Here is an 18837-nt window from a genome sequence, read left to right as displayed (position 1 = left end):
AGATTAGGTTTTTAAAATGGAAATACTTTTAAAATGAACGAACATGTGTTTAATAATTCCCGTTGCAAAGCTGTATTTAAGAATTAAAATCAAATGAATATTATGTTCAACAGAATAATGATCCCATTACTATTTGCCTTATTTATGACTACTAGTGTTTTCGCTCAGAAGAGCAATAGTGCCATGAATACTACGGCTGATACGAATCAAGAAATGACAACCAATGAGGTAACCAATGAAGATTACGAACGAATGTTGGATGCCTATCTACGAGTCAATTTCCGGGAGTATGCATACGAGTCATTAAATTTATCGTCAGACGAAATTATAGCCCTAGATCCTTTGTACATGGATTACATGAAGGAGCGTAATGAATTGATGGATGAGCGTATTGACCTCATGAACGAATACGCTGCTGAAATGAAGGAAGATGATAGAGCCAAAGATGAAGCGGAGGAATCAGCAGAATATGTAGAAGATTATTGGGAAATCAATATCAATGAGCAAAGACTTCGAAAGGAGACTTTTGATAGAATGGAAGACGTCATTTCCTACCGTAAAGCATTTGATTTTTTCCTGTTAGAAGAAGCTATTTCTAATCGTATCAACTACGAAAAAAACATTGAATTTATCCCTGTTTTAGTAGCATTAGACAATCCTGAACTGACTTACTACCGAGATGTAGACCGTTATAATGTGTGGATGAAACGCAATGAAGTAAAGATTGACGGAACAGCTTCATTAGATCATAATTATACCCATGATGGTTTAATGAAACTTACCCGCGTTATGGAATCAACGGTGAATGCTGTAGATGGTGAAGTCGATAACTTTTCTACTCATATAGCTACTATTAAGGAAAAAGCTAATGAGATGACGCAAGACAAATATGCAAACACTCACGCCGACGCAGCAAGTGTAGCTTTCAGTACGGTAGCCACCTTGATGGAAGAAATAGCCGCTTTAGACGGAGTAGTTATCGCTAATGAAAACTTGAATGCGTTGAGAGCTGCTGCCGATAAAATCGATCCTGACAGACTCTACTTAGATCAATCTGAGCATGCATACAACTTTTTCAATACGGCCCAAGTAGCTCTGAATAACCTGTATACCAAAGAATTAAAAAAGGCATCAGAGATGAGTGAATATCCTTCATCATCTGACCGCAAATAATAATCGGGGTCTACACCAAAGTAGACATGTTTTAGGGTGATTGTCCCGGGAGCACATGTTCCCGGGCTTTTTTTTTGCTAGCTTCTGAAGTTTCAAAGGGACCATAAACGAACACGGGCAAGTCTTTTCCCGTTTCAAAAATAAACACTTATGCAAGTCTCCTCCACTGTGAAAAATAGACAAACAACTGCTGGTTATCTCGCTACACTTTACCTATATCATCAGCAATCAGCCGAGCAGTACCGTCAGCTGATGGATACGCTCGTAGACCGAAAAGAAATTTTATCACTTACCAATAGTTTAGCTGATTACCACTTGGATCGGGAAAATACAATCAGAGTGTTACTGGAAGACATGGCACCTAGCCCGGTAAAGCCCAATGCTGATATGATCAGCGAAGTAAAAGTACTTTCTGCCGAGCAGTCCAACAATGATGTGAGCTTACTGCAACATTATAAAACCCAAGAGGAAAGAACACTGAAGTACTACAGTGGTATGCTGGATAACGATGGTATTCCGCAGGGTTTGTACGAAAAGCTACAGCAAATGTCGGAGCGGGCACAAGATGTGTGCAGCAAATTGCATCGGATAATATCCAGTGGAATGCAACGCGACATGAGCATCTAGCCCTAAATAATAACGAATAAGTGTGACTGGTTTGGCTGATCTTTCTAAAGCAATCGCCAAATCAATTCTCAATCATCCTGATATCCTTCATAGGATCATCAGGGTGATTTTTTATTTTTATGCTATTGATTTATAGTTGGTTATATTTTGTCCCCCTCTTTGTCCCCCCTCTTGGTTTATATGGCGCTTGATAGATTTCGTAGCTTTATAATCATGTGTTAAATCGAGTGATTGCTTAGTTTTTTCGACCTAAAAACATCGCACTAATTTACTTTGACCAGACAAGGGCATCACTTGCTAGTTAATCGTTGATAACAAATTATTATTTACAACAAATTTCTCATGACAAAAAGAATTGTACTCTTTTTATGGTTGTCCATAATGCTCTTTGTGAGCGGACTGGATGCCCAAGCTGGCTTCTTTACGCCGGTCGACAGCAAGGATTTGCCCCGAGCTGTTGACGTGGTGGATAACATCAAAAAGATGAGTGTCATCCGCCTCGATGAAGTCGCTCTGCGCGAATACCTTCGAAATGCTCCGGTAGAATTTCAAAACAGTGGAAACACACTGTCTCTAGATATCCCCTTACCAGATGGTCGGATAGAAACCTTCGGCTTGGTAGAATCCTCTATCCTATCTTCAGAAGTAGCTGCTCGGCACCCTGAAATCAAGTCCTACACCGGGAACGGACTGAGGTATCAAACAGCCGTTATTCGGGTGACCTTGACTTCAGCGGGCTTCCACGCGGTCATTCTTGACCTTGCAGGCGAAGAAATTTACTTTGAGCATTATTCTGATGAGGACAAAGATGTCTATTTCAACTATTTCGTACGTGATGCCGTAACACCACCCGACTTTGAGAGTGGTCGATGCCTTGTAGAAGACGAAATCCACGAACGCGGCCATGGTGATAATGGCCCACAACGTAACAACACTGGTGGTACTTTGCGAACTTTTCGCTTAGCAATGGCAGCCAATGGTGAATTCACCCAACAAAACGGAGGTACTCAAGCCAGTAGTTTTGCTGCCATCGTTAATTACGTTGCCACGCTAAACCTCGTTTATCGTAAAGAACTTAGTATTCACTTCAGTCTGGTCAGCGGGACCAATCTGATTTATACCGATCCTGGTACAGATCCCTATACCAATGACTTGGACTTGGATATAGATATTAATCAAACCAACTGTGATGCCGTGATTGGCAACGCCAATTACGACATCGGACACATTATGGGGTATTCTGGTCCTAACTCTGGTGGAGGATTAGCTGCTTTTCAATCGGTTTGTGATGATACTCAAAAAGCAACGGGAGGTAGTAACGAAGGTGGAGGCCCCTACGCTCAGGTGTTTTTTGACCAGCTGGTACTGCACGAAACGGGCCACCAGTTTGGCATGTCGCACAGTTATAATAGTGTCATTCCAGTTTGTACCACCCGAAACCCGGGGACTTCGGTAGAACCAGGCGCTGGAGCAACTATCATGAGCTATGGTTTTACCTGTGGTTCAGATGATTATTTCACCTCAACGACTTCAGGGCCTTTCCTGAATTACCATACGGTGAGTTACGCACAGGCAGATGCCTACATTGGTACTATCAGTTGCCAGGTTACTACTGCTACAGGTAATAATCCACCAGTAGTGACCATGCCCGGTGCTTTTACTATTCCCCGTTCTACCCCATTTTCACTCACTGGTAGTGCGGATGCACCTGAGATGGGCGATGCTTATACCTACAGTTGGGAAGGTACCGATATCGGGGCCGGAGTACCTGATGCTAGCACCCTGGATGACACCTCCGAGCCTCCGTTTTTTCGATCTTATGCTCCTAGTACTTCACCCACGCGAACGTACCCGATTTTGTCGGCTATCCTCGACGGTACCAACCAGGCTAAGGGCGACAAATTGCCTTCGGTGAATTTTCCGACGGTGCACCGTTTGACCGTAAGAGACAACAATGCTGCTGGCGGCGGCTTGTCCTACGGAGAGGTAACGATTACGGTAGATGGAAACATTGGTCCCTTTTTGGAAACGACCAACTTGGCAGCTACCTACCCAGCAGGCTCTACTCAAACCATCACTTGGTCGGTAAACGGTACAGATACCGCTACCCCCAACGTTAATATTTTATTATCTGTTGATGGCGGACTAACGTTCCCTTATACACTGGCCATAAGCACAGCGAATGATGGAACTGAGCTGGTTACTTTCCCTAATATTCAAACCAGTACGGCCCGTATCAAAGTAGAAAGTGTAGGAAATATCTTTTTTGATATTTCAAATTTCAACTTCTCTATAGCTATTCCTGGCTGTACAGCGGCAAATAGCAATATTTGCCCAACCGGTGCCATGACTTTTGACCAAGGAGATGCAGGGCTTAATTTAAGCTTGAGCACTTCCTTTAGTGAAAGCGTTACTCAAAATGTTTTCAACCTTACCGCTGGAAGTCCAACCGGGGAATTGGCTAATGCAATGACAGATGGTGGGACGGACTGCCAAACCGACTGGGGAGTAGAAAGCTACGAAATTTTTGACTTTTCAGTTTCTACTTCGGGTAATTACCAATTTAGTGATGAGTCCAGCTCAATTGTCTATTCTTTATTTCTCGCGGCTGGATATAATCCCGCTGCGCCCTGTGCTGGTACTTTTCTTGGCTCTAATGCCTTTGGTGTACTTTCATTCCTTCCAAGCAGGACACTGTCATTGACGGAATGTACCGAATACAAATTGGTTGCCTGGACAGTGAATAACAATTTCGGGATGAAAACGGTCACGATCTCGGGTCCTGGCGATGTTTTTCCCTCAAGTACCGCTCCTGCTAATACAGGTTACACCTACGTGGCAGTGAATACGGTAAACAATCAGATTGTAGCACAAAGCCCAACGGCTGATTTTACTTCCTTAATGGGAGGTACTTATAAAGTATACGGTGCTTCTTACAAAAACGGTGGTGCATCACCTCCAGCTGATGCTAATCCGGCTGGCTGGATTGGTCAGACGCTATCAGCCGTTCAAACCTCAGAATGTGTGGTTTTCAGTTCCAACTGTAAATCACTGACAGTAATAGCAAACAATGTTTGTTCTATCACCTCTTCCTTAGCGAAAACAGATGAAACGGTATTCGGTGCAAATGACGGAACCATCACGGTGACGGCATCTTGTTCTGGTACTTGTGGGACTTTGCAGTATGCCCTGAATGGAGGCACGCCTCAGGCGAGCAATGTCTTTACGGGTCTTGCACCTGGCATTTATACGGTGGTAACTTCTAACGTAGGAGCAGCTACTTGTAGCGATACGCAGATGATTACGATCGACGCTGCACCAGCGAACTGTAATATCACTTCTTCTCTGGCAAAGACCGATGAGACCATTTTTGGTGCCAATGACGGCACGATCACGGTGACGGCCTCTTGCGCTGGGACATGCGGAACTTTGCAGTATTCATTGAATGGAGGCACGCCTCAGGCGAGCAATGTCTTTACGGGCCTAGCACCTGGCACTTATACGGTGGTAACTTCTAACGTAGGAGCAGCTACTTGTAGCGATACGCAGATGATCACGATCGACGCTGCGCCAGCGAACTGTAATATCACCTCTTCCTTAGCGAAAACAGACGAAACGGTATTTGGTGCCAATGATGGCACGATCACGGTGACGGCATCTTGCGCTGGTACTTGTGGAACTTTGCAGTATTCGCTGGACGGCGGCACGCCTCAGGCGAGCAATGTCTTTACGGGTCTTGCTCCTGGTACTTATACGGTGGTTACCTCTAACGTAGGTGCTGCCACGTGTAGCGATACGCAGATGATTACGATCGACGCTGCACCAGGGAACTGTAATATCACTTCTTCTCTGGCAAAGACCGATGAGACCATTTTTGGTGCAAATGACGGTACGATCACGGTGACGGCATCTTGTTCTGGTACTTGTGGAACTTTGCAGTATGCCCTGAATGGCGGCACGCCTCAGGCGAGCAATGTCTTTATGGGTCTTGCACCTGGCATTTATACGGTGGTAACTTCTAACGTAGGAGCAGCTACTTGTAGCGATACGCAGATGATCACGATCGACGCTGCGCCAGCGAACTGTAATATCACTTCTTCTCTGGCAAAGACCGATGAGACCATTTTTGGTGCCAATGACGGCACGATCACGGTGACGGCCTCTTGCGCTGGTACATGCGGAACTTTGCAGTATTCATTGAATGGCGGCACGCCTCAGGCGAGCAATGTCTTTACGGGCCTAGCACCTGGTACTTATACGGTGGTAACTTCTAACGTAGGAGCAGCCACTTGTAGCGATACGCAGATGATCACGATCGACGCTGCGCCAGCGAACTGTAATATCACTTCTTCTCTGGCAAAGACCGATGAGACCATTTTTGGTGCCAATGACGGCACGATCACGGTGACGGCCTCTTGCGCTGGTACTTGTGGAACTTTGCAGTATGCCCTGAATGGCGGTACGCCTCAGGCGAGCAATGTCTTTACGGGCCTAGCACCTGGTACTTATACGGTGGTAACTTCTAACGTAGGAGCAGCTACTTGTAGCGATACGCAGATGATCACGATCGACGCTGGCCCAGCCTGTATGCTTGATGTTATTTGCCCTCCCATATCTTTGGGTATGATCGAATGTGATGGCACAATTCCAGCTGCAGCTACTACCGAGGAGGAGTTTGAAGCAATCGGTGGGGACATTGCTAATAATCCTGGCCCTTGTGGCACATTGGTAATTACATCTGTTGACGTTTTAGATCCGCTTTCAGGGTTCTGTAACGGTGCAACGCTTACTCGTACCTACACTATCAGTGATGATGTTTCCTCTTTCACTTGTGTGCAAACACTTATGATAGAAGATAATACGGCACCTACCCCACAGTGTAATACAATAACGATTTCATTATCGGCTGATGGCCAATACACCTTGACCCAAGCCAATATTGATGCGATTGCACTAGGTAGCATGGATAACTGTGATCCTGATTTTACTTACAGTGTTGATCAGACCTCCTTCGATTGCTCGGACATTGATTTAGCTATCGGTACAATTGGTGGAGCAGAAGTAGAACTTTCAGTCACTGACTGCGCAGGTAACAGTGATGTTTGTACTGCAATCGTAGAAATCAATGATAATGCAGTTTCTTTCGACTTTGGTTGCATTGCCGATTTAAATGTAACCCTTGGTACAGACTGTGCCGTGACGATTGCACCAGATATGGTAATCACTGGCTTCAATGACTGTATTGATAGCTATAATGTTTTAATTGATGGTGCTGAAACGGACGTAGTTGAAGGCTGTGGAACACACACCTACATGATCGAACTGATCGAAGACGGCGAAATTGTATACACCTGTTGGGGTAACATCTTCGCCGAAGACAAGACCAACCCAGTAGTTACTTGCCCAGCGAACACAAGCACCGTAACGCAGGACTACGCTGCTCACCAAGCAAGCGGTAACCTCAATGCTGCTGATGCAACCTTGAACTTCAACAACTACAGCTGTTTGAACCAGGGCTTCCTGGCCGACGGTGTGCACAACTATGACGTAGTAACTTTCACTACGCCAGACTTTGCTATTCCTGTTGACGTATACACGATCTTGATGGAAACTGCATGGGGTGATGGAAGCATGTTCCTGTTCCAGGGTGGTTTCGATCCTGCATCTCCATGTGAAAACCTTATCGGTTCCTCTGACGATGCTTTCGTACCTGGAGGAAATATTTTCGACCCAGCACTACGTTTGAGCCTGCCTTTGTTGCCTAACACGACCTATACCTTGGTATTGACCAACTGGTTGACGACGCAGTTTGGTAACTGGACGGTAAGCATCTATTCTGATAACAACACGGGTGTTTCTGGTCCAGAGTTTACCCCTGTAAATATTACCGATACCCGTGATTTGGTATGTGACGATATCAACTTCATCCGCTTCCAGACGCCTCAGTCATGGATTGCTAGTGCAGATGGTACCTTGAACTTCACGGCTACACGTAACACCTTCTTCGGAGGTAGCACTGCTGCTTTGAATGCTTTCATTGCAAAAGTAAACTTGACTGGTTTCCCTGTAGTTGGCGACAACTGTGGTCCTGTAAAAGTTACCCTTTCTGATGCAGTAAGCTCTGCTGGTGATTGTGGTGATGTAACGCTTTCACGTACGTTCACGGTCTCAGACCGTTACGATGGTGTATGTGTAGGTGCTCCACGCACGGCAGCATGTACGCAGACGATTACTTTCCGTAAGCCAACGATTGGCGACTTGGTATTCCCACCATTTGTAGCTCCTTTGGAGTGTGACGAGAACTTCGCTGTTGATGCAAACGGTAACCCTCACCCATCAGCATCTGGCTACCCATGGTTGCGTACGGCATTTGGTTTCTACGACCTTGATCAGATTTACTGTAACATCGGAGCTTCTTACTCTGATGAGCCACGTATCGTGGTGTGTGAAGGTACTTACAAACTCCGTCGTCAGTGGAACATCATCGATTGGTGTAACCCAGGTGGATCTGGGACCTTGAACCAATTGATCAAAGTATTTGATGCTACTGGTCCAGTAATTTCTGGTATCCCTGCTATTATCAACGTATCTACCTCACCATTCAGCTGTTTGGCGAACGTAGCGATTCCATGTCCTACCCTTACTGACGGCAACGGATGTTCAAGCGTAGCTGGCACGACTTACACGGTACTTGCTTTCGGCGAATCATTCTTCGCTGGTGGTGACTTGTGTGACGGTGATGTAGTATCTGCACCAATTGGTGAGCACATCCTGATCATCTGTGCCGAAGATGCTTGTGGTAACGAAACTTGTGAAGAATACACGGTAGTGGTTACCGACGACATTGAGCCAACAGCTTCTTGTAACGACGACATCAACGTATCCATCGGTGGTGGTGATGTAGCCAACGATATCGAAGGTATCGCGCGCCTCTTCGCTGCGGATGTGGACGAAGGTTCTAACGACAACTGTGGTGAAGTAACCTTGGAAGTACGTCGTAACTACTGGCGCAACAACACTTGTGATGCAAGTGCCAGCCGCTGGAGCCCATGGGGCGACTTTGTAGACTTCTACTGCTGTGATATCGACAACGAAATCACGATTGAACTACGGGTAACCGACGAAGCTGGCAACACCAACATTTGCTGGCAAGTTGTTACTCCTGAAGATAAATTGAATCCATTCTGCTACGCACCAGCACCAGTCACCTTGACTTGTTCTGATCTGCCATTGGCATTCCCTGGTGATATTGCTACGGCTTACGACGAAGACTTTGCTGCTACTTCTACCATGATGAGCGCGATCTTCGGCGGTGCTACCGGTACAGACAACTGTGCGGTGGATACCATCGTAGAGCGTACGCCAAACTTGCAGGTTAACGATTGTGGTTGGGGAACCATCACCCGTCGTTTCGAAGCTTGGCAATTGCGCCCAGAGGGCGATGCTAACGGCAACGGAGCTATCGACATCAACGAAGTATTCCGTTCAACGAACAGCTGTAGCCAGCTGATCACCATTACGGAACGTCATGACTTCACCATCGACTTCCCAGAAGATGCTGACGCTGATTGTGGCGATCCTGATGTACCAACGATCATTACGACCACTGTAGGTTGTGATGTATTGAGCGTAAACATTGGTGAGCCAGTGATCTTCTCTGCTACGGGTGATGAATGCTACAAGTTCTCGATCACTTACGATGTGATCAACTGGTGTGTTTGGGATGGTGAGTACGAAGGACTTGTTCTTCCTCGCATGACCGAAGACGACGGTGAGGCACTTCCTGTAGACCGTGCGGTAGAAGGCAACGAGCGCCCAGTAGTACGGGTGGTGAGTGGCTTTGGCCCAGTAGACAACAACTGTGATGGTGTAGCTGATGCTCAGCAAGGCATCCAGTACAGCGTAGTGATCGATCGCCGCCACAATGACCGTGACGGAGATTCTGACATCGCTGATGTGATCTATGACAACATCCCAGGCAACACTCCTGGTTGTATTCCTGCCGACCAGTTTGGTCGTCGCAACTACGGTCGCTACATCTATACGCAATTTGTGAAAGTGTACGACTCTACCGCACCAGTGGTAGCAGTGGGAGAGTACGGTGGCCCAACGGCTAACTGCCCTAACCTGCTTCCTGGCCAGTTTGGTGATGACGACGGCAACTGTGAAGAAGCAGTAAGCATTCCATTCAGCGTAGCTGACGAGTGTGAATTGTTTGACGGTGACGGAAACTTGGTAGTAAGCCTGGTATCTGCACAGCTAGACGCATTTGCAGTAGACGCTAACGGCGACGGCGACATCAAGTCGAACGAATTCGTAGCAGACTTGAACGTATTGGGTAACATCACCGACAACGGTGACGGTACTTACGTATTCGCAGGTACTTTCCCAATCATTACTTCTGCAATGGGTGATAATATCTACCACGCAGTACGCGTATTGTTTGAGGACGGTTGTGGTAACCAGACCAGCGAGACCATCGTCTTCGATGTGATCGACTGTAAAGGACCAGCACCAGTATGTATCAACGGCTTGACTGTAACCTTGATGCCTCAGGAAGATGGTGGTTGTGCCATGGCAATCTGGGCTTCTGACTTCGAAGGTTCACCAATCAGTGACTGTACTGGTCAGGGACCAGAACTGTTCGGTGGTCTACCTCGCGTGACGAAGTACGCTATCTACCGTGCAGCAGATGTAGAAGCTGATCCTAACTTCGTACCAAGCCCAGATGATACTGGACTGGTATTGACGCAAGATGACGAAGCTACGACAGTAGTCTACGTATACGCTTTCGACGAAGAAGGTAACTACGACTACTGTGAGACGTATGTATTGGTACAGCAGCACGTTGACTGTGGTGATCCTGGTGATGGCACCATCGCTGGTGTAATCATGACGGAGACCAACGAAGCAGTCGAAGGGGTAGAAGTGAGCATCAACGGCGGCATGACCGCTACGATGACTACAAATACGACGGGTACCTACAGCTTCAGCAACCTGACCCAAGGCGGTGACTACTCGGTAACGCCTTACCTGAACGCCAATCCACTGAACGGGGTGACGACGTTTGACTTGATCCTGATCAGCAAGCACGTCTTAGGAACGCAACTGTTGAACAGCCCTTACAAGCTGATCGCTGCGGATGCCAACCGTAGTGGAACGGTAACGACGCTGGATATGATCCAGATCCGTAAACTGATCTTGAACATTGATACACAATTCGCGAACAACACGAGCTGGCGCTTTGTGGATGCAGCTTACGAGTTCCCTGTAGCGACGAACCCATGGTTCGAAGCATTCCCAGAGTTGATCAACGAGAACAACCTGGCGGGTGATGTACTGGATGCCGACTTCGTAGGTGTTAAGATTGGTGACGTAAACGGTTCTGCACAAGCCAATGCTTTGGCTGGTGACGATCGTACGTTGAACGGTCAGTTCAACTTCGAAGTAGAGAACGTAAGCGTGAAAGCTGGTAACGTATACACGGTAGCATTCCGTGGTGCTGATATGGCATCAGTAGAAGGCTTCCAGGGTACCTTGAACTTGAACGGAGCAGAGTTGGTAGACATCGAGTACGGTGTAGCTACAGCTGAGAACTTCGGTATGCGTTACGCTGCTGAAGGTGCCATCACGATGAGCTGGAACCAGAACGGCGGCAGTAGAGACGGATTGACATCCGTCTCCCACGACGATGTTCTATTCAGCCTGGTGATCCGCCCAACAGTGGATGCTGAGTTGAGTGACGTTATCAACGTATCTAGCCGTTACACTGCTGCGGAGGCCTACCCCTCTGTCCTCGCGGACATCTCCCCTGAGAGGGGAGAACAGGTGCTTGGTTTAGGGGTGGTGTTTAACAGCGGAGAAGTTATTGCTGCAGGTTTCGAAGTATACCAGAACACGCCAAACCCATTCGCAGCAACAACCTTGATCGGTTTCAACCTGCCTGACCGGCAGGCAGGCTTGCCTGCGGATGCAGAAGCAACCGTAACGATCAGCGACGCAAGTGGTCGCGTACTGACTGTAGTACGTGGTGATTACGCAGCTGGTTACAACACGATCAACTTGACCAAGGAGATGATCCAAGGTGCAACGGGTGTATTGACTTACACGGTAACGGCCGGTGAGTTCACTGCTACCAAGAAGATGATTGCTGTAAAGTAATGATAGATGGTTATAGGGCAAATATGTGAATTTGCTCTATTCCGATAAATACGATTACAGGCGGCGGTATCCTTCGGGGTGCCGCCGTTTTTGTTTTTTGTACTTAAACAGACTACACAAACCGGAATTTTGCGAAGTAGGCATAGACAACGGAATACAGCGACGTAGGCACAGCCAACGCCGAACGGGGATTATAAGGGAATTTAAGGGGGAGCTTACAGGGTGAATTCATGAATTTGCCCGATTTACCCAACCCCGATTTGTCCAACCCTTCCGGCGATAAGCGCGCAGGCCGGAGGCTGGAGCGCGGGCCTCGGAGAGGACTGGACGAGGGGTAGTAGCAGCAACTGGGGTTGTGTAAAAAGCCCTCAAGTTGCTTAACAGGCTTTTGATCGGCTGATGGCTGACGTTTCTTGTTTTGTTTGAAAAACACTGCTGGTGAGTCCTCCCTTAGAGTTCTCACTAGCATTTTTTCCTTTTAGGTTCAAAAAAAGAGTTTTTAAGCTCTTTTTTTGTGTTTAGTAGCACTTCTTGCTGCTCTTTGGACATAGTGATCCTCCCAGATCCCTGTCTGAAGGCAATAAACCTTCTTAAGATTGTGAGCTATTGCTAGGAACTGGAACTCAACATTGACTTTGTCGATGCCTCGGAGAAGGAACCGACGATGTCCCATATTGTGTTTTATATTGGCAAAGGGCGTTTCCACATCGATACCACGTTGGGATCGTTTCTCTAAGCCTTTTTCTGATGCCAGTCGTTGTTTGACCTCTTTTTTAAAAGCCTCCAATTTCTCCCTCTTTTTCACCCTTCGATGAGTACCCGGTTTAGCATTTGGGCCTCGGCATTGTTCATAAAAAGGACATTGGGCACAGCTTTCTGATTCATAAACCCGTGTTCTACTTTCATATCCATTGTTGCTCTTACTTGTGAACTCATGGCTGAACAATAGTTTCTTCTCATTGGGGCATTGGTAATAATCCTGATCTGGATCATAATACCAATTGGTGGTATTAAAAAGTTGTTTGTCCAGTTTGCCGGTAACTTCCTGGTACCACAGCGGATACTTCACATAAGCCGTATGGCCTTTTTCTGCTAAAAAACTATAATTCTCTTCACTGCCATAACCGGCATCTGCCGTATAATCCATCTTCCAATCCGATTCTACCAGTCCACTCACCCGTTGTTCTAGTTGTAGGACATGAGGGGGCAAAGTAGGGCTGTCAGAAGCACCCTGATGAACCGTAGCATTGACAATAAATTGATCCGATGTCGTAATCTGTATATTGTACCCAGGCAACAATTGATCATCTTTCATGCGCAGGGCTGTGGCATCTTCGTCCGTCTTAGAATAAGAGTTACGACCCGCCAGGATCAATTCCTGCTCTTCGTATTTATCTAAGTTGACTTGTTCTTTTGACAAATGACGATGGATTCTTTCCAAAGATTGTTTTCGTTTTTTGTCTCCTTGTTCTGCTATAATTTCATTGAGGTAACGAAGCTGCCTCTCTAAGTCTTCACTGTTCAAGACCAGATAAATTTGTTCGGCCTCTTGACGCTGGAGTAAATCCTTAGTCCCATAAATATTATCCTCCGCTTGCTGCAACTCCCGCACCTCTTCTAGCAGGCTATCTATACGCTCTAATACCATGGCCTTATAGCGTTCCGTGTTCTTGCGCCAGACAATTTTATGTTTATTGGCATTTGCAGCCCACTTGCTGCCATCTACATACAAGTCACTCAAGTTGACATAGCCCTGCTCTACCAAATAAAATAACACTTGGCTCAAGACTGTATCTACCAAGTCCTGCATTCGACAGGAGCGAAATTCACTCAGTGTTTTAAAACAAGGACGCTGACCACCAGACAGCCACATGAAAACCAAATCTTCGCCTAACTTCTTCGCTAAGGGACGACTCGTATACACCTTGGTACAATAACCATAAATCCATACCTTAAGTAACATCCGAGGATGATAAGGAGGCCGACCTATACCACTGTAGTAACATTCCAACTCTTTGATCTCTATTTCTTGTATTACCTTATTAATGATCTGCGCCAAAACATTGTCTTTTACCAGCTCTTCGATCCGTAAAGGAAGATCTATTACAATGTCTTGGGTGTAAGCTTTAAAGCGAATATTCTCTCTTTGTGTTATCTTTGTTGACATGAGCAGGGGGCTTTTCTTTTTGGCTTCAACTTAAAGTTAAAACACTCTGCTCATATCTTTTTCTATTTGGCGCTTTTTACACAACCCCAGTTTGTTAGACAACCCGGTACCGATCCCGACTTTATCAGTCGGGAGACGGGACGGCCCCAAAAGAGGAGAGGGCTCCGGAATACCCAGGGCCCTCTCTTTCAATGAAAAGAACAAGGGAAATTGTTCAATAAATTGCTACTTCTCTTGGTCTAACAAAACCAAGTCGCGCCGGATTTTATCAACCAAAGTAGCTACATTTTTGCCAAAATCAGGAGCATCCTTTTCGTTGATCTTATCAGATTTTCCCGCATAGGCATCTAGCTGCTGTTGATATTCTTGTATGAAGGAGATTTTTTTATTGATAACCGCAGTTGCTTCTTCGCCAGCACCATTAAGGTCAGCTTGGAGGCTAGCGATTTTGGATTGCATCTCTTTTTGGATGCTTTCAATCGCCTGCTTCATGGCTGCGGGCGTTTTATAGGTGAGTACTCCTGTGCTTTGTGTTTTTTCCTGCAAAGCGTTTTGGGCATTAGTGGTTGCTTCTTGGGCTTTTTCTGAGTGAAAGCCCCAAATGCACCGCAAGAAAGGAAGGTTTCCTGGTTTGTACAAAAAAATCAAATAAACAATTCCTGTATCTTTGCACACCAAATTTCAACTGGTTTGATTTTTCACCGTTGAATCGAGAAAAAATGCAGACAATTACCGTACAACGTCCGGAAGAAACGCAGCAATTGGCCGCTGCATTAGGCAACATACTGACTCAGGGAGACGTGGTTATCCTGAATGGTCCACTCGCCGCTGGGAAGACTTTTTTCGTGCAAGCGCTGGCGAGAGCATTGGGGTCGGAGGATTACATCTCAAGCCCTACTTATACGATTGCCAATTTTTACCACGTGCGTAGTGGCAGTTTCTTGCATATGGATGTTTACCGATTGGAGAGCATTGAAGCTTTTAGGGATTTGGCACTTGATGAATATTTCGAAGAGGCTATTACGCTCATCGAATGGGGTCAAAAGGTAGCGGATGATTTTGAGGAATACCTACTCATTGATATTGCCTTTGTAGAAAAAGAGGCTACCAGTCGAAAATTCACCTTTACTCCCTTAGGAGCCAAGTGGCAGCAACGCCTATCTGAACTCAAAGTAGATTAATGTATGAAAGCAACGGAGAAAATAAGTTTGAGTATTGAGTCGTCAGCATTGCCATACGGGATTGTGTTGAGTTCGGACGGAGATGTTTTCTTTGATACCACTGAACACCCTGATTTGCAGGAGCTAAAAGATGTACCCGCCCTGGTGAAATATGCCCTGGACGCCACTGGTCGCAAGGCTGCTGATCTCGAACGTATAGCTATCAACATTGGGCCTGGAGGTACCAGTGCTATTAGGGCCGGGGTGGCTTTTGCCAATAGTTTGGCGTATAGCCTGAAGATTCCGGTCATCGGCATCAATACTTTTGAGTTATTGGGAGCTCCGGCAACGGCGCAGTACGGTTGTCCGACTTTAGTAACGGTGAAATCAGTGCGGGGCAATGCCTACGTGGGCTTGTATAGCGATGGGGAGGTGCAGCAAACATTGTATGGTCCGATGGAGGCTACGGTACGGCAAGCTCTTGGTGCTCATACCACCTGGGCGGTAGCAGGAGCACATCGGGAAAAGCTGATAGCTACCTTTGCCGAGCACACGATCTATGACACAGGCAAGAAGTTTGGGCTGGCCACAGATGTAGTGCCGATGCTTCCTCGTTTGGCGAGCAGAGGACTGCACTTTCCGGATTTTGTGATACCCATTACGGAACAATCGTTGTTGTTTAAGGCAGGCGAATAAAACTAATCTGGGAAATTTATCAATAGGCGCTAAAGAAAAGTGACGCATGGCAAAATATGTGCTTGGAATTGAATCTTCTTGTGATGACACCGCCGTTGCGGTAGTGACGGAACAGGGCAAAGTATTGTCTTCAGTGATTGCCTCACAGGCCGAAATTCACGTTCAATACGGGGGTGTGTTTCCGGAGCTGGCGGGCCGCGCCCACGTGCAGTCGATTTTGCCAGCCATTGAAAAAGCGTTGCGCGACGCAGGCATTACCCACAAAGACCTGGAAGCCATCGGTGTGACCCGCGGTCCTGGGTTGATAGGCTCTTTACTCGTGGGCCTTACAACAGCTTCTGGTCTTGGACTTGGTTGGGACTTGCCAGTGATTGGTGTCAATCATTTGCGGGGGCACTTACGTAGTGCTGATCTGGAAGAACAGCGTGTAAAATATCCGGCACTCATCTTATTGGTATCCGGTGGGCACACCTTTTTGGCGCACATGAAAAGTGCTACGGAGATCAAGTTGCTGGGCTCAACCCGCGACGATTCGGTGGGGGAGGCCTTCGATAAAGTGAGTCGTATGCTAGGCCTTGGTTACCCCGGAGGCCCTTTATTGGATCGAGCAGCCAGAAAGGGAAATCCGACCATTCCCTTCCCGCGGCCTATGCTGCACAAGGGACTGGAGTTTTCGTTCTCGGGTCTAAAATCAGCTGTTGCTCGTTATTTAGATGCGCTAGAGGAGCCGCCAGTGGTAGAAGATGTAGCCGCCTCTTTTGTAGAAGCAGCCATGGAGATATTAGTGACCAAATGCCGTAAAGCACTGAAGAAGTATCCCGTCGAATCGCTGGTGATCGTGGGTGGCGTGGCGGCTAGTTCGCAACTCCGTGAGCAAGCTGCTGAGCTTTGTGCCAAGATGGGTGTAGAACTATGCTTGCCGCCCTTGCAATGGTCTACAGACAACGCCGCGATGATCGCCCTGGCTACTTGGGACTATTTGCGCTGGGGCAAACATCCAGCACCAGTGCCACAGTTACAGTTGTCGATCAGTGATTTTTAGTGATGAAGAAAGGGGAATATCTTTTAATGCTTGTTGATCTTGGGAGTAGACAAGAAGAGTTTTGCCGGATAAAAATTTGATATTTTTATACAGCTAATATATTGAAAATATATACGATATATTCTCTCGTTTAGAGGAGAGTTTGGGGTATTATTTTTCCTAAATTACGCTTTAATACTATCCCCAAAAAACAAAGAAAATGGTCTCAGGTGCGAAGCGTCCAAAAAACTTTCTTCGGTTTATTTTTCTCTTATCTTTTACCATCTTAAGTACAGCCGTTTTTTCTCAAACCAGCATTCGAGCTGATTATGAGTCAACTGATCCTGTACCAAAGGATTCCTCTTTGGAATTTGAGGAAAAGCTGGAAATTCATTTGGGGTTTTTAGTCAAGGCAAAAGCGGAGAAAAATTTGCAGCATGAATTTTTTGGTCAGCTTTATGTTTTTTATGATCATCTGAAGCTCAACGACTTTGTCACAGCTGCCAAGTATCTACTAGCTGGGAAAAAAATTGCAGAAGAAGCTCAAAATGATGCTTGGTTGGGTTGGATGAATTACTGGCAAGGTGTTTTAAAGACTTATCTGAAAAACCAAGAAGAAGCACTGGTACACTACCAAGATGCTGTTCGCTATTGTGCCACTGCAGGCGATAGTTTATGTTACGGGGAAAGTCTGGAGCAAGTGGCATCGAATCTAATGTATTTCGATAGCTTTGCCTTGGCCGAACAGTATTTTCTGGAAGCTATGCCTCTGTTGGAAAAATTTGGTGAACAAAAACACTTGGCTACTGCTTACGGAAATTTTGGCGGCTTTTATTTGCTAGCACGTGAGCCTGAAAAAGGTATTCCTTGGCTTGAGCGAGCACTCCTGATAAACCAGGAAACCGAAAATTACAAAGGAGAAGCCAAAAATAGGAATAATCTGGCGAGTGCCTACCGTCGACAGGGAAATGCCAAACGTGCGATTGAGGAGTACAAAAAATGTATCGCCTTTAATGAGGAGCACGGTATGCCCAACAATCTTATCAATAATTACCTCGGCTTGTATTTTGCTCATCTGGATTTGAATGATTACAAATCAGCACTCGAGAGTGTATCGAGGCACGAAGAGCTCAAAGACAGTCTTATTGGCTTAGAAACTCAGCAGAAGATAGCACTGCTTGAAAGCCAATTTGAGATGACCAAGACGGAGCTCGCCTTAGAACGTACGGAAGCGAAGCTGATAAAAGCAGAATTGAGTAAAACCAGGGCGATAATAGGGGTGGTTGTTGCTGTTTTTTTAATTGGGTTTATCATTTGGCGCTGGCAGGCACAGCAAGCGCAAGCCCGAAAGGAAGTCCAGCTAAACAAGGAAAATTTAATAGAAATTACCAAGGTTCTAGCGGATAAATCCAGAGATGTTGCTCGACTAAAGTCAGCATTAACTAGGTTGGAGTCAGAAAATAAAGACTTGGCGAAGGCTACTGATGACCAAGAAGTAAACCTCTATATTAATACCATTTTGACGGATGAAGATTGGAACAGCTTTCGTACAAGTTTTGAAAAATTGTATCCTGGTTACTTGTTTCGATTACGTAGTGTTTTTTCTGATTTGACACCGGCGGAGGAAAGGCTTTTTTTGCTATTAAAACTTAACTTGGGTAGGAGAGAGATCGCGGATATGCTTGGACTTTCGGTAGGAAGTATAAAAAAGACCAGAACCCGCCTGCGTAAACGTCTCTCTTTAGAATTGGATGATTCACTGGAAGATTTCATTAAGAACTTCTAACAAAATTCAGGTCCCCAGAGAAAAAAATAAAGGTTGATAACATATT

General features: G+C 46.1%; 9 protein-coding genes. 7 read left to right on the top strand and 2 right to left on the bottom strand.

Translation table 11 applies throughout. From position 1 onward, the window contains the following. The first annotated feature begins 102 nt into the window (after positions 1-102). The 3 genes from AB0L18_RS27010 (at position 103) to AB0L18_RS27000 (ending at position 11961) form a co-directional block, all read left to right on the top strand. Positions 103-1173, top strand: coding sequence for a hypothetical protein (locus AB0L18_RS27010; protein WP_367390438.1), 1071 nt, complete (start codon positions 103-105; stop codon positions 1171-1173). Between the two features lie 150 nt (positions 1174-1323). Continuing rightward, positions 1324-1800, top strand: coding sequence for a hypothetical protein (locus AB0L18_RS27005; RefSeq protein ID WP_367390437.1), 477 nt, complete (start codon positions 1324-1326; stop codon positions 1798-1800). A 342-nt stretch (positions 1801-2142) separates the two neighbouring features. Continuing rightward, complete coding sequence (locus AB0L18_RS27000; RefSeq protein WP_367390436.1) at positions 2143-11961, top strand: reprolysin-like metallopeptidase; 9819 nt, start codon at positions 2143-2145, stop codon at positions 11959-11961. 499 nt (positions 11962-12460) lie between these two features. Here the strand turns inward: AB0L18_RS27000 and AB0L18_RS26995 are convergent, their stop codons facing one another. Together AB0L18_RS26995 and AB0L18_RS26990 are read right to left on the bottom strand one after the other, a co-directional pair. Beyond that, the gene (locus tag AB0L18_RS26995; RefSeq protein WP_367388502.1) at positions 12461-14128 is read right to left on the bottom strand and encodes an IS1182 family transposase; all 1668 of its coding nucleotides are present in this window, start codon (positions 14126-14128) and stop codon (positions 12461-12463) included. Positions 14129-14353: 225 nt separating this feature from the next. Then, positions 14354-14740: a hypothetical protein gene (locus AB0L18_RS26990; RefSeq protein ID WP_367390435.1), complete on the bottom strand. Its 387-nt coding sequence runs from the start codon at positions 14738-14740 to the stop codon at positions 14354-14356. Positions 14741-14847: 107 nt separating this feature from the next. On the opposite strand from AB0L18_RS26990, the gene tsaE reads away from it, so the two are divergent. From tsaE to AB0L18_RS26970, 4 genes are all read left to right on the top strand, one after another. Then, positions 14848-15309 (top strand): tRNA (adenosine(37)-N6)-threonylcarbamoyltransferase complex ATPase subunit type 1 TsaE, encoded by a 462-nt coding sequence (tsaE, locus tag AB0L18_RS26985; RefSeq protein ID WP_367390434.1) that lies wholly within the window; start codon positions 14848-14850, stop codon positions 15307-15309. A 3-nt stretch (positions 15310-15312) separates the two neighbouring features. Then, positions 15313-15984, top strand: a complete 672-nt coding sequence (locus AB0L18_RS26980; protein ID WP_367390433.1) for a hypothetical protein — start codon at positions 15313-15315, stop codon at positions 15982-15984. 46 nt (positions 15985-16030) lie between these two features. After that, the gene (gene tsaD / locus AB0L18_RS26975) at positions 16031-17026 is read left to right on the top strand and encodes a tRNA (adenosine(37)-N6)-threonylcarbamoyltransferase complex transferase subunit TsaD (RefSeq protein WP_367390432.1); all 996 of its coding nucleotides are present in this window, start codon (positions 16031-16033) and stop codon (positions 17024-17026) included. Between the two features lie 199 nt (positions 17027-17225). Beyond that, positions 17226-18791 (top strand): tetratricopeptide repeat protein, encoded by a 1566-nt coding sequence (locus AB0L18_RS26970; protein WP_367390431.1) that lies wholly within the window; start codon positions 17226-17228, stop codon positions 18789-18791. Positions 18792-18837 lie beyond the last annotated feature (46 nt).

Origin of the sequence: Lewinella sp. LCG006 (assembly GCF_040784935.1) — a bacterium.
Classification (GTDB): Bacteria; Bacteroidota; Bacteroidia; order Chitinophagales; family Saprospiraceae; genus Lewinella.
This window is presented reverse-complemented; position numbering and strand designations above follow the sequence as displayed.